The sequence below is a fragment of the Stakelama flava genome, assembly GCF_019351405.1.
In the GTDB taxonomy this organism is placed as follows: Bacteria; Pseudomonadota; Alphaproteobacteria; order Sphingomonadales; family Sphingomonadaceae; genus Sphingomonas; species Sphingomonas flava_A.
The window spans coordinates 51,838-64,153 of the sequence record NZ_JAHWZX010000005.1; the positions used below are offsets into that span (position 1 = coordinate 51,838).

Sequence of the window (12,316 nt, forward strand, 5' to 3'; positions counted from 1 at the left end):
ACCCGTTGACGACACGAGATGCCGTTCGCATATCCGCCTTCGTTAGCACTCGCACTGGGTGAGTGCTAAAACTCACTTTTGCAGGAAAGGATAGCGCGCATGAACTTTCGTCCGCTGCACGACCGCGTGCTCGTTCGCCGCGTAGAGGCCGAAGAAAAGACAGCCGGCGGCATCATCATCCCCGACACCGCCAAGGAAAAGCCGCAGGAAGGCGAAGTCGTCGCCGCCGGCACCGGTGCCAAGGCCGAAGACGGCAAGATCACCCCGCTCGACGTAAAGGCGGGCGACCGCATTCTGTTCGGCAAATGGTCAGGCACCGAAGTCCGGGTCGAGGGCGAAGACCTTCTGATCATGAAGGAAAGCGACATTCTGGGCATCGTCGCCTGATGATCCGCCGCGCTCCGGCACGGTTCGGAGCAGCCTGAATTTGTCAGGCAATGCAACGCAGTATCGCCCCGGTCGCACCGGGGCACGATAAACAAGAGGAACAGCAACATGGCAGCCAAGGACGTGAAATTTTCGCGCGACGCGCGCGAACGCATTATGCGCGGCGTCGACATTCTCGCCGACGCGGTTCAGGTCACGCTCGGCCCCAAGGGCCGCAACGTCGTGATCGAAAAGAGTTTCGGCGCTCCGCGCATCACCAAGGACGGCGTTTCCGTCGCCAAGGAAATCGAACTTAAGGACAAGTTCGAGAATATGGGCGCGCAGATGGTCCGCGAAGTCGCTTCGAAGACCAACGACGTCGCCGGTGACGGCACCACCACCGCGACCGTTCTTGCCCGCGCCATCGTGCGCGAAGGCATGAAGTCGGTTTCGGCGGGCATGAACCCGATGGACCTGAAGCGCGGGATCGACCTTGCCACCAAGAAGGTGGTCGACGACATCAAGGGCCGTTCGAAGGACGTGTCGGGCAATCAGGAAATTGCCCAGGTCGGCACCATTTCCGCCAATGGCGACAAGGAAGTCGGTGAGAAGATCGCCGAAGCCATGGAAAAGGTCGGCAAGGAAGGCGTGATCACCGTCGAAGAGGCGAAGGGTCTCGATTTCGAGCTCGACGTCGTCGAAGGCATGCAGTTCGACCGCGGCTATCTGTCGCCCTATTTCGTCACCAACCCCGAAAAGATGAACGTCGAACTTCAGGACCCCTATATCCTGATCTTCGAAAAGAAGCTTTCGAACCTTCAGGCGATGCTTCCGATCCTCGAATCGGTGGTTCAGTCGGGTCGTCCGCTTCTCATCATCGCCGAGGATATCGAAGGCGAAGCGCTGGCCACGCTGGTGGTCAACAAGCTGCGCGGCGGCCTGAAGGTCGCGGCGGTCAAGGCACCGGGCTTCGGCGATCGCCGCAAGGCGATGCTGGAAGACATCGCCATCCTGACCAAGGGCGAAGTCGTCAGCGAGGATCTGGGCATCAAGCTTGAGAACGTCACGCTGAACATGCTCGGCACGGCGAAGCGCGTCACCATCGACAAGGACAACACCACCATTGTCGGCGGCGCGGGCGAAGCCGAATCGATCAAGGCGCGCACGGACCAGATCCGTCAGCAGATCGAAACCACCACCAGCGACTATGACCGTGAGAAGCTGCAAGAACGTCTCGCCAAGCTCGCCGGCGGCGTTGCCGTGATCAAGGTTGGCGGCGCGACTGAAGTCGAAGTGAAGGAACGCAAGGACCGCGTCGACGACGCCCTGCACGCGACCCGCGCGGCCGTGGAAGAAGGTATCGTCCCCGGTGGCGGCACCGCGCTTCTGTACGCCACCAAGGCGCTGGAAGGCGTTACGGGTGAGAATGACGACCAGACCCGCGGCGTCGATATCGTCCGCAAGGCACTATACGCCCCGCTTCGTCAGATCGCGCAGAATGCCGGCTTCGACGGTGCGGTCGTTTCGGGCAAGCTGCTCGACGGCAACGATTCGAACATGGGCTTCAACGCCTCGACCGATGTGTACGAAAACCTGGTGCAGGTCGGCGTGATCGACCCGACCAAGGTCGTTCGTACCGCACTGCAGGACGCAGCGTCGGTCGCCGGTCTGCTCATCACCACCGAAGCCACGGTTGCCGAATTGCCGGAAGACAGCAATTCGGGCGGTGCCGGTGGCGGCATGCCCGGTGGCATGGGCGGAATGGGTGGCATGGGCGGCATGGATTTCTGATCCATGGCGCGGGGGCCGGTACGAACCGGCCCTGCCAGCCACATGCACGAAAAAGGGGCCGGAGGGTGGCGACACCTTCCGGCCCTTTTCATATCGCTAACGGGGATGCATTACGACGTCGCAACCCTTCTACCGCCAAGCCGGTTTGGAAGGCATGGACCGTCCCGACACCCGCGCGACCCCGATCGACAGCATCCTTTTCGGCTATGGGCCGATGCTCCCCTTCATAGCCGCAACCATTGCGTGCATGGCGCTGCCCGCGCCATGGCCCGGCATTGCGATGTGGCTTGTAACAATCTGGGGCGCGATGATCCTGACCTTTGTCGGCGGGGTGCGGCGCGGGTTCGGCTTCGGTGATCACAGCGCATCGACAGCGGTCGAGATCGCAACGATGCTGCTCTATTTCTGCACTGCCGGGGTAGCGCTCCTGCTCCCCTGGCCGCGCGCATCGTTGCTGCTCCTCGCAGGCGGCTTCGCGATCGCGGCGATCCTCGACACCCGCGCCGCGAGATCGGGTGACGCCCCCGCGCATTTCGCCGCGCTGCGCATCCCCCAATTCGGGATCGCAACATTATGCCTGATCGCGATCGGGGTTTCTGTTTAACCGCGCAAACGGAACCGGCATGTCGCGCCCCGTATCGCGCGAGCGATCAAAAAATGCCGAGGAATTTCTTGCGCTGCTTCTTGGCATCGCCCTTGTCCTGCTTGCCGTCCTCGCTCTTGGCGGTGGTGCCGTTGCCGACATCGTCACGCTTTTCGCCTTTGGTGGTCCGCTGGGCATTGGCACGCGCGCCCGCCAGCACCGGGCCGCAGGCAGCGGACTTCGCATCGCCGATATCGACGAACGACAGGACAGAGGCGAGCGGCGTGGCGACGAGGCCCAGCCCCACGGCGCTGCCGGCACGGGCGAGCAGGTCGCCGCTGATCGGGTCGATGCTCGGTTTGGCGAAATATCCGCCAATGCCCACCGGCGACTGGCCGGAAAACAGCGAAACCTTCTTCGAATCGGCGCGGAAAGCCAGATCCATCGCCTCATTGCGGAAGCTGAACCCACCGCGCCCGATCATGACATTTTTGCTTGTATCGATCAGGATCGGATCGGCCGCCGCGACACCGTTGCGAACGGTAAAGCCGATTAGTCCGCAATTGATGTGAACCGGTTCCTTCAGCTTGTTTTCAAACATCTTCTGAACGAACGTGCCGATGTCGATTTCGGCAAGCTGCGCATTGCGCGCCCAGAAAGTTCCCTTGGGCATGATGATCGCGATCCGGCCATCGGCATGGCTGAGCGAATCATGCACCGAATTGCCGCGGCCCGTCATCTTTATCCGCGCTTTCAGCACACCGCTTGTCCCCGACTGCTCGACGCCCCAGCCGGCGAGCAGCACGCCCATCGGAGTCGGTGACAGGCGAATGTCGTAATCGGTCAGCACCGGGTTTTTGCGCGCATCGATGGCAATGTCGGAACTGACATGGCCGCGCGCCATGTCAAAGGTCAGCGGCGACAGCTTGAGCAGCCGGTTGTCGAGCGTCAGCGCCAGATCGACATTCGAAACCGGCAGGTTGGGCGCGCGGATCGTGCGCACGCGATATTTCACATCGGCATCGAAGTTTTTCAGCGCATCGATGCGAAGCTGCGCATCGGGAAGGACGCGCGGATGGCCGCTTACCTGAGTTACCGCGCCACTTGCGCCCTTCGTCGCCAGCTTGTTGGGATCATAGCCGATAAATGGGCCGACATCGACAATATCGAGCTTGTCAGTCGAAAGATCGCCGATCAGCTTCAGCCTTGGTTGGCCCAACCGCACCGTCAGCTTACCCGAAATATCGCTGTCGCCGAACGTGCCCTTCAACCCGGTCAGTCGCCATTCGTCCCCGGCCTTCGTCACGGCTGACGTCAGATGGTAGCTACGCGTATCGGGAATCGCGACGCCCGCAACCGCGAAGAGATTGGCAAGATTGCCGCCGCGTACATCGGCGTGCAGGTCCGCGCCGTCGATCTGCGTCGCGCCAGGCAGCGTGCCGGTAATATCCGCTCGGCTGTCCGCCGACCGTATGTTCAGCGCCAGCCGGTTGCGGCCGCCCGACACTGTCTCATTCGGCGACAGAAGCGCGCCCACCAGCGTGAAGGCCGTCCCGCGCGCCCGGCCAGTGCCGCGAAGCCGGATCGCTTCGTTGAAATGCGTGTCGTTCGTGTTCACCGTGTCGAACGCGATATCGGCGCTCAACTGGCTTTGCGGATCGCGATAGCGAAGCGTGGTGCCTGCAAATCGCGCGCGCGTCACCACCGGCAGGTCGAGCGGCTCGCCCTTCTTCTTCGAATCGCCAAAGGTCCAGCTGTTATGCGTTCGCGCCTGATCCCATTCGAGATCGACCGAACCGTTATCAAGCGCCAGCGTATTCACCCGGCGATGGCCGAAGAGGAAGCTGAACGTCGCGATGTCGGCGTCGATCCTGTCGGCATAAAAGAAGTCGCGTTTCGTCGCCCAGTCGGGATTGCGGACATGCAGCCCTTCCGCACGGAAGGTGATATTGATCGGATTGAAATATAGCTGAAAATCGCCGTCCACACGTACCTGCCGCTGCGACAGGCCCGATGTGATGCTTTCGAACGGGCGCTTCAGAAAACGTCCTTTGGTGATGAACAGGATCAGCCAGACGAGGAAGATCGCGATGATAACGCCGTACACGATCCGCAGCGCGATCCGGGCGGGTTTTGGCCAGCGCGGCGGCACCATGGGCGGTACGCGACCCCAGGCATCGCCTGCCCGGCCGCGATATTGGTGCCAGCGTTGCCGCCAGGAAGGGTCGGCGCTATCGACGGTCATACTCGGCGCATCGCGATCGCTCATCGATCTTAAAAGCCCGTCGCCCGAAACAGTTCCCCACGCGCATGGTTGCCAAGCGGCCCGCCCTGGGCTATGCGCCCGCCTTTCCGCGCGACCGTAAGGAACTGGCCGGCCATCAAGGGCTGCCGAGTCCGTTCGCAGGCCGCGCATCATGCGAAAGGAGACAAAATGCCCAAGCTCAAGACGAAGAGCGGCGTCAAAAAGCGCTTCAAATTCACCGCGTCTGGCAAGGTGAAGCACGGCGTCGCCGGCAAGCGGCACCGCCTGATCAGCCACAACGCGAAATATATCCGCCAGAATCGCGGCACGTCGGTGCTGTCCGATTCCGATGCTGGTCATGTGCGCCTGTGGGCGCCCTACGGCCTGAAATAAGGGGAACGGACTATGGCACGCGTAAAGCGCGGGACGACCACCCGCACCAAGCATAAGCGGATTCTGGATCAGGCGAAGGGCTATTACGGCCGTCGCAAGAACACGATCCGCATCGCGCACCAGGCGGTCGAAAAGGCCGGCCAGTACGCCTATCGCGACCGCAAGGTTAAGAAGCGCAACTTCCGCGCGCTGTGGATTCAGCGCATCAATGCGGGCGTTCGCGCCGAAGGCCTGACCTACAGCCAGTTCATGCACGGGCTGAAGCTTGCCGGTATCGACCTTGACCGCAAGGTTCTGGCCGACATCGCCATGCACGAGGGCGAGGCGTTCAGCGCCATCGTCGCTCAGGCGAAGGCGGCGCTGCCCAAGGCCGCCTGAAGCGCCGGCAGCGAGGAAATCAGGAGCGCCGGAGCATTGTCTTCGGCGCTCCTTTCTTTTTGGGGGACGGGGAAAGCGACAAATGGCGATGCAGACATGGTGGCTATACGCCACCGCGGTGTTCCTGATCTCGGCAACGCCGGGGCCGAACATGCTGCACATGATGACGCAGAGCATTCGTCACGGGCATCGCCGCTCGGTCGTGTCGATGGCGGGGCTGATGAGCGCTAACCTCGTCTATCTGCTCGCCTCCGCCGCGGGGCTGGGTGCGTTGTTGCGGGCATCGCCCGGCCTGTACGACATATTGCGCTATGCCGGGGCGGCGTATCTTCTCTGGCTAGGGGTCAGGGCATGGCGCGCGCCGGTGGAAACAGCCGAGCCGACCGGCGAAGCCGCACCGCCGCGCCCGCTGTCCACGTTGTACCTGCTGGGACTTGGCACCGGCCTGTCGAACCCCAAGCTGATCCTGTTCGCCGCAGCGCTTTTCCCCCAATTTCTCGACCCCGTCCGCCCGTTCGCGCCGCAAGTCGCCATATTGATCGGCACTTTTGCGGTCATCGAGGCGTTCTGGTTTACGATCTACGCCACCGGCGGCAAGGCGTTGGCGCGCTGGCTGGTTCCTGCCGACCGTCAGCGGCTGTTCAATCGCGTGACCGGCGGCGTGTTCGTTTCATTTGGTACGGCGCTGCTCGGCAGCCGGCTGTAATCACCGCAACGCTTGACCTTGCCGCTTATCTGCGGTTCGGACGCAGGGCCAGAGGAACCGAAAGTTTCATGACGACTGATATCGACCAATTGCGCGATGACCTGCTCGCCGCGATCGACACCGCCGCCGGGCTGGACGCGCTGGACGCCGTGCGTGTTCATGCGCTGGGCAAGCAGGGCATCATTACCGCGCAGCTCAAATCGCTGGGCAAGATGAGCCCCGAGGAGCGCCAGGAAAACGGCCCGCACATCCACGGCCTGCGTGAAGATGTGACGAACGCCATCGCAACGCGCAAACAGGCGCTTGAGGATGCGCAGCTTGAGGCGCGACTTGCCTCGGAAACGATGGACATGACGCTGCCCGTGGATGCGGTCGCCCCCGGCAGCATCCACCCCGTCAGCCAGGTGATGGACGAGCTTGCCGAAATCTTTGCCGATCTGGGCTTCGCGGTGGCGAGCGGGCCGGAGATCGAGGACGACTGGCACAATTTCACCGCGCTCAACATTCCCGAAACGCATCCTGCCCGTGCGATGCACGACACTTTTTATTTCCCGAAGGATGCGGATGGGAAGCAAGCGCACCTGCTGCGCACCCACACCTCTCCGGTACAGATCCGCACGATGATGCAGGGGAAGCCGCCTGTGCGCATCATCGCGCCGGGGCGCGTCTATCGCAGCGACAGCGACGCCACGCACACGCCGATGTTCCACCAGATCGAAGGGCTGGTGATCGACAAGGGGATCACGCTGGCGCACCTTAAATGGACGCTCGAAACTTTTCTCAAGGCGTTTTTCGAACGCGACGACATCGTGCTTCGCCTGCGCCCCAGCTATTTCCCCTTTACCGAACCGTCGGCGGAGGTCGATGTCGGCTATTCCTATGAAAAGGGCCGCCGCGTCGTCGGCGGTTCCGAAGGCTGGATGGAAGTGCTGGGCAGCGGCATGGTCCATCCCAACGTCATCCGTGCCTGCGGGCTTGACCCCGACGAATGGCAGGGCTTTGCCTTCGGCACCGGTGTCGACCGGCTAGCCATGCTGAAATACGGTATGGACGATCTTCGCGCCTTTTTCGACGGCGACATGCGCTGGCTGCGCCATTACGGCTTTGCCGCGCTTGACGTACCCACGCTTTCCGGAGGAGTCGGAGCATGAAATTCACGCTTGGCTGGCTCAAGGAGCATCTCGACACCGACGCCGATATCGATGCGATCGGCGAAGCGCTGACGCGGATCGGGCTTGAGGTAGAGAGAATCGAGAATCCGGGTGAAAAACTCGCCGATTTCCGCGTCGCGAAAGTGCTGAACGCGCAGCCGCACCCCGATGCCGACAAGTTGCAGGTGCTGTCGGTCGATGCCGGCGGCGATCCGTTGCAGGTGGTGTGCGGCGCGCCCAACGCGCGCGCGGGGATGATCGGCGTTTTCGGTCCGCCCGGCGCCTATGTCCCCGGCCCTGCGTTCGAACTGAAGATCGCGCAGATTCGCGGCGTTACCTCGCACGGCATGATGTGTTCGGTGCGCGAGCTTGAACTGGGCGACGCGCATGAAGGGATCATCGAACTGGGTGAAGCGGCGGAGGGCGCGATTGGCGTTCCCTATTCCGATTACGCCGGACTGACCGATCCGGTGATCGACGTTGCGATCACCCCCAACCGGCAGGATTGCATGGGCGTTCGCGGCATCGCGCGCGATCTTGCCGCCGCGGGACTGGGGACGCTCAAACCGCTGACCGAAGTCTATGCGAAGGCAGGCGGCACCGAACCGGTCGAAACGACAGGCGATGGCCCCGATATCCGTATCGAGGACAGCGAAGGCTGCCCCGCTTTCTACGCGCAAAGCGTATCGGGTGTCGGCAATTGCGAATCGCCTTCCTGGATGAAGCGCCGCCTCGCCGCGATCGGGCAGCGGCCGATTTCGGCGCTGGTCGATATCACCAACTTCGTCATGAACGATCTTGGCCGCCCCCTGCATGTCTATGACATGGCGAAGCTCGATGGCGGCTTGGTCGCGCGCAAGGCGAAGCCCGGCGAGCAGGTGCTGGCGCTCAACGAAAAGACCTATGCGCTCGACGACAGCATGACCGTCATCGCCGACGGCGCGCAGGTCCATGGCATTGGCGGCATCATGGGCGGCGAGGATTCGGGCGTGTCGGACATGACCAGCGACGTCCTGATCGAATGCGCCTATTTCGATCCCGACCGTATCGCGCGAACCGGACAGCGACTGAACATCCCGTCCGATGCCCGCCAGCGTTTCGAACGCGGAGTCGATCCGGCGTTTCTCGAAGAGGGTCTCGCCATCGCGACGCGGCTGGTGACCACGCTTTGCGGCGGGACGGCAAGCGGCATTACCCGCGCAGGCGAACCACCCGTCGAAAAGCGCAGCGTCGCCTTTCGGCCCGACATGGTGCGGACGTTGGGCGGCATCGACATCGACACCGAAACGCAGCGCGCGATCCTGGACCGTCTCGGCTTCGAAATTGACGCGGAGAACACCAAATCGCTGGTCCCGACCTGGCGCCGCGATGTCACCGGCCCGGCCGACCTGGTCGAGGAAGTGATCCGCATTCACGGCATCGATCAGGTGCCCTCGACCCCGCTCCCCCGCCCCGCGGGCGTCGCACAGCCGACCGCGACATGGGAGCAGAAGCTGGAGCGCAAACTGCGCCGCGCCGCTGCGACGCGCGGTTTCCACGAAGCAATCACCTGGAGCTTCATCGGCGAAAGCGAAGCGGCGATCTTCGGCGGCAGCAACTGGACGCTGGCTAACCCCATCAGCGAGGATATGAAGGTCATGCGGCCTTCGCTCCTCCCCGGTTTGCTGACCGCGGCGCAGCGCAACCTGGCGCATAGCGAAGACAGCGTTCGCCTGTTCGAACTGGGCCGTCGCTATATCGGCGACAGCGAACATCCCACGCTGACGCTGGTAATGGCGGGCGATGCCGCGCCACGTTCATGGCAATCGGGCAAGTCGCGCGGCTTTGACGGCTATGATGCGAAGGCGGCGGCGCTCGCGCTGCTCGAAGCGGCAGGCGCGCCTGTGTCCAACCTGTTGGTGATGGGCGAAGCGGGCGACGCGTGGCATCCGGGCCGGTCGGCCACCCTGCGGCTGGGGCCGAAAAACGTCCTCGCGACCTTTGGCATGCTCCATCCGCGCGTGTTGAAGGCTGTTGACCTCGATGTACCGGTTGCGGCGGTGGAAATCTTCCTCGACGCGATCCCTGAAAAGCGTAGTCAGGGCTTTTTGCGTCCCGCTTATGCGCCTGCGCAGCTTCAGGCCGTGACCCGCGATTTCGCCTTTCTGGTCGATGCCGATCTTCCCGGCGATGCGCTGATCCGCGCAGTCAGAGGCGCCGACAAGAAAGCGATCGTCGATGCCCGCCTGTTCGATGTCTTCACCGGCCCCGGAGTCGATGAAGGTAAGAAGAGCCTTGCGGTCGAGGTTACGCTGCAACCCGGCGAAAAGAGCTTTACCGATGAGGAGTTGAAAGCGATCGGCGACAAGATCGTCGCATCGGCGGAAAAACAGGGAGCGACCTTGCGCGGCTGATAAAGGCCTCGCCCCGGCGCGCCATCACGACATGTCGGGGCGGAACGAAGCCGCGTCCTGAGCAAAACCCGAGCTGCCGGTCGCCTATTCGAGGTCGACGGACCGTTCGAACAGCGTCACAGGCGCATCGCGATATTCCGCTTCATCGAAGGGGCGATAGCCCAACCGCTGGGCGAGCCGCACCGAAGGGTTGTTGCCTGGGTTGATGATGCACACGGTGCGCGCTTCGCCGAAACGCCCCGCATACCATTCGTGCACCGCAACCATGGCTTCATACGCAAATCGCCGGCCCTGATAATCGGGCATCAACGCCCAGGCGGCTTCGGGGCTTTTATCGAAAGCGGGGCCGTATTCGCGCTGGAAATGCGAAAGCCCTCCTTCGCCGACAAATGCGCCGTTTCTCCGGTCGCACCAGGTGAACATGCCGTACCCCTGCTCGTCCCACAGTCCCACCTGCCGCGTGCGGCGCTCGATACTTTCCTCACGCGGGATCGGCGTTCCGGCAAGGCCATTGTCTTCATGCGCCAGCGACCATAGCCGCTGGACATTGTCGAAATCGTCCGGCGTCTGGGGACGAAGGATCAGTCGTTCGGTTTCGATCATGGCGTCCGGCTATAACCAGCGCGATGAACCGCGCAATAACGTGGTTGTGCGGTATCGATCGATCCCGGCACATCTCTCTCCGTCCGCCGCCATTGCCGTTTTGCAGTGCAGCCCCTAAACGCCCGGCCATGAACAAGATTCCCGATCGCCGTACGTTCGCGATCATCTCGCATCCCGACGCCGGCAAGACGACGCTCACCGAAAAACTGCTGCTGTTCGGCGGCGCGATCCACCTTGCCGGCGAGGTGAAGGCGCGTGGAGCGGCCCGGCGCGCGCGATCCGACTGGATGAAGATCGAACAGCAGCGCGGCATTTCGGTCACTTCCTCGGTCATGACGTTCGAGCGCGAAGGCATCACCTTCAACCTGCTCGACACGCCGGGCCATGAAGACTTTTCCGAAGACACCTATCGCACGCTGACCGCGGTCGATTCGGCGGTGATGGTGATCGACGTCGCCAAGGGCATCGAAAGCCAGACGCGCAAATTGTTCGAAGTCTGCCGCCTGCGCTCGGTGCCGATCATCACCTTCGTCAACAAGGTCGATCGTGAGGGGCGTGAGAATTTCGAGACGCTGGACGAGATCGCCGACCTGCTCGCGCTCGACGTGACGCCGATGACCTGGCCCGTTGGGCTGGGCGGTCAGTTCGAAGGGGTGTACGACCTTGTCGGCAACCGCCTGCTGCTGCCTGAAGGGCCGAGCCGCGAATTTCAGGGCAAGGTGATCCAGACCAGCGGCCTCGACGATCCGCAGCTCGACGAAATCCTGTCGGCGCAGGGCGTTGCCAAACTGCGCGAGGATGCCGAACTGGCGATGGCGGGCTATGCCCCCTTCGACGCCGAAGCGTATCGCAACGGTGACCTGACGCCCGTCTATTTCGGCTCCGCGCTCAAGCAGTTCGGCGTCGATGCGCTGATCGGCGCGCTTGCCGAGCACGCGCCGCCGCCGCGTCCGCAGCCCGCCGAGCCTGCTCCGGTTGCCCCGACGAACGATGAAGTCACCGGCTTCATCTTCAAGGTACAAGCGAATATGGACCCCAATCACCGCGACCGCATCGCGTTCATGCGGCTGTGTTCGGGGACGTTCAAGCGCGGCATGAAACTGACCCCGACCGGGCATGGCAAGCCGGTGGCCATCCATTCGCCGATCCTGTTCTTCGCGCAGGACCGCGAACTTGCCGAAGAAGCCTTTCCCGGCGACATTATCGGCATCCCCAATCACGGCACGCTTCGCGTCGGCGATACGATGAGCGAAAAGGCGCAGGTGCGCTTTACCGGCCTGCCCAATTTCGCACCCGAAATCCTGCGCCGCGTCGCGCTGAAGGACCCGACCAAAACCAAGCAGCTTCGCAAGGCGCTTGACGACATGGCGGAAGAAGGGGTGACTCAGGTCTTCTACCCCGAAATTGGCGCGAATATCGTCATCGGCGTGGTCGGCCAACTTCAGCTTGACGTGCTGATTTCGCGGCTGGAGGCGGAATATAAGGTTGCGGCGGGGCTGGAAATGGCGCCGTTCGAAACCGCGCGCTGGGTGTCGGCCGCCGACCCCAAGGCGCTGAAGGCCTTCACCGACATCAACCGCAGCGCCATGGCAAAGGATCGCGACGGCAACCCCGTCTTCATGGCAAAGAGCGCGTGGGAAGTCGGCTATGTCGCCGAACGCTATCCCGACGTGACCTTCGCCGCGACACGCGAACGGTGATGGTGAA

11 protein-coding genes are annotated in these 12,316 nt (G+C 62.8%); 9 read left to right on the plus strand and 2 right to left on the minus strand.

The annotated features are described in order from the left end of the window. The first annotated feature begins 99 nt into the window (after window positions 1-99). The 3 genes from groES to KY084_RS07030 all read left to right on the plus strand — a co-directional run bounded on the left by groES (window position 100) and on the right by KY084_RS07030 (window position 2,761). Window positions 100-387 carry a co-chaperone GroES gene (gene groES / locus KY084_RS07020; protein ID WP_219237748.1) on the plus strand — a complete coding sequence of 96 codons (288 nt, stop codon included), beginning with the start codon at window positions 100-102 and terminating at the stop codon, window positions 385-387. Window positions 388-495: 108 nt separating this feature from the next. After that, entirely contained in the window at window positions 496-2,157 is a 1,662-nt protein-coding gene (gene groL, locus KY084_RS07025) for a chaperonin GroEL (protein WP_219237749.1), read from the plus strand. A 154-nt stretch (window positions 2,158-2,311) separates the two neighbouring features. After that, the gene (locus KY084_RS07030) at window positions 2,312-2,761 is read left to right on the plus strand and encodes a DUF3429 domain-containing protein (RefSeq protein WP_219237750.1); all 450 of its coding nucleotides are present in this window, start codon (window positions 2,312-2,314) and stop codon (window positions 2,759-2,761) included. A 46-nt stretch (window positions 2,762-2,807) separates the two neighbouring features. Here the strand turns inward: KY084_RS07030 and KY084_RS07035 are convergent, their stop codons facing one another. Continuing rightward, a complete protein-coding gene (locus KY084_RS07035) occupies window positions 2,808-4,895 on the minus strand; it encodes an AsmA family protein (protein WP_219237903.1) in 2,088 nt (695 codons plus the stop codon). Window positions 4,896-5,174: 279 nt separating this feature from the next. Here KY084_RS07035 and rpmI point away from each other — a divergent pair, with 279 nt between their 5' ends. The 5 genes from rpmI to pheT all read left to right on the plus strand — a co-directional run bounded on the left by rpmI (window position 5,175) and on the right by pheT (window position 10,006). Then, on the plus strand, window positions 5,175-5,378 hold the full coding sequence (gene rpmI / locus KY084_RS07040; protein WP_219237904.1) for a 50S ribosomal protein L35: 204 nt from the start codon (window positions 5,175-5,177) through the stop codon (window positions 5,376-5,378). Between the two features lie 12 nt (window positions 5,379-5,390). Then, the gene (gene rplT / locus KY084_RS07045) at window positions 5,391-5,756 is read left to right on the plus strand and encodes a 50S ribosomal protein L20 (RefSeq protein ID WP_219237751.1); all 366 of its coding nucleotides are present in this window, start codon (window positions 5,391-5,393) and stop codon (window positions 5,754-5,756) included. A gap of 82 nt (window positions 5,757-5,838) precedes the next feature. After that, complete coding sequence (locus KY084_RS07050; RefSeq protein ID WP_219237752.1) at window positions 5,839-6,462, plus strand: LysE family translocator; 624 nt, start codon at window positions 5,839-5,841, stop codon at window positions 6,460-6,462. 68 nt (window positions 6,463-6,530) lie between these two features. Beyond that, the gene (gene pheS, locus KY084_RS07055) at window positions 6,531-7,613 is read left to right on the plus strand and encodes a phenylalanine--tRNA ligase subunit alpha (RefSeq protein ID WP_219237753.1); all 1,083 of its coding nucleotides are present in this window, start codon (window positions 6,531-6,533) and stop codon (window positions 7,611-7,613) included. After that, window positions 7,610-10,006: a phenylalanine--tRNA ligase subunit beta gene (gene pheT / locus KY084_RS07060; protein WP_219237754.1), complete on the plus strand. Its 2,397-nt coding sequence runs from the start codon at window positions 7,610-7,612 to the stop codon at window positions 10,004-10,006. Before pheS ends, pheT begins: the two co-directional genes overlap by 4 nt. A gap of 84 nt (window positions 10,007-10,090) precedes the next feature. Here pheT and KY084_RS07065 read toward each other — a convergent pair whose 3' ends face one another. Then, on the minus strand, window positions 10,091-10,609 hold the full coding sequence (locus tag KY084_RS07065; RefSeq protein ID WP_219237755.1) for a GNAT family N-acetyltransferase: 519 nt from the start codon (window positions 10,607-10,609) through the stop codon (window positions 10,091-10,093). Between the two features lie 128 nt (window positions 10,610-10,737). On the opposite strand from KY084_RS07065, the gene KY084_RS07070 reads away from it, so the two are divergent. Next, window positions 10,738-12,309, plus strand: coding sequence for a peptide chain release factor 3 (locus KY084_RS07070; protein WP_219237756.1), 1,572 nt, complete (start codon window positions 10,738-10,740; stop codon window positions 12,307-12,309). Window positions 12,310-12,316: the final 7 nt, after the last annotated feature.

Excerpts from the sequence above, each read along its gene's own strand:
- rpmI (WP_219237904.1), top strand. The coding sequence starts at position 5,175 with ATGCCCAAGCTCAAGACGAAGAGCGGCGTCAAAAAGCGCTTCAAATTC.
- pheS (WP_219237753.1), top strand. The coding sequence starts at position 6,531 with ATGACGACTGATATCGACCAATTGCGCGATGACCTGCTCGCCGCGATC.
- groL (WP_219237749.1), top strand. The coding sequence starts at position 496 with ATGGCAGCCAAGGACGTGAAATTTTCGCGCGACGCGCGCGAACGCATT.
- KY084_RS07065 (WP_219237755.1), bottom strand. The coding sequence starts at position 10,609 with ATGATCGAAACCGAACGACTGATCCTTCGTCCCCAGACGCCGGACGAT.
- KY084_RS07035 (WP_219237903.1), bottom strand. The coding sequence starts at position 4,895 with ATGGTGCCGCCGCGCTGGCCAAAACCCGCCCGGATCGCGCTGCGGATC.
- groES (WP_219237748.1), top strand. The coding sequence starts at position 100 with ATGAACTTTCGTCCGCTGCACGACCGCGTGCTCGTTCGCCGCGTAGAG.
- KY084_RS07030 (WP_219237750.1), top strand. The coding sequence starts at position 2,312 with ATGGACCGTCCCGACACCCGCGCGACCCCGATCGACAGCATCCTTTTC.
- pheT (WP_219237754.1), top strand. The coding sequence starts at position 7,610 with ATGAAATTCACGCTTGGCTGGCTCAAGGAGCATCTCGACACCGACGCC.
- KY084_RS07070 (WP_219237756.1), top strand. The coding sequence starts at position 10,738 with ATGAACAAGATTCCCGATCGCCGTACGTTCGCGATCATCTCGCATCCC.
- KY084_RS07050 (WP_219237752.1), top strand. The coding sequence starts at position 5,839 with ATGGCGATGCAGACATGGTGGCTATACGCCACCGCGGTGTTCCTGATC.
- rplT (WP_219237751.1), top strand. The coding sequence starts at position 5,391 with ATGGCACGCGTAAAGCGCGGGACGACCACCCGCACCAAGCATAAGCGG.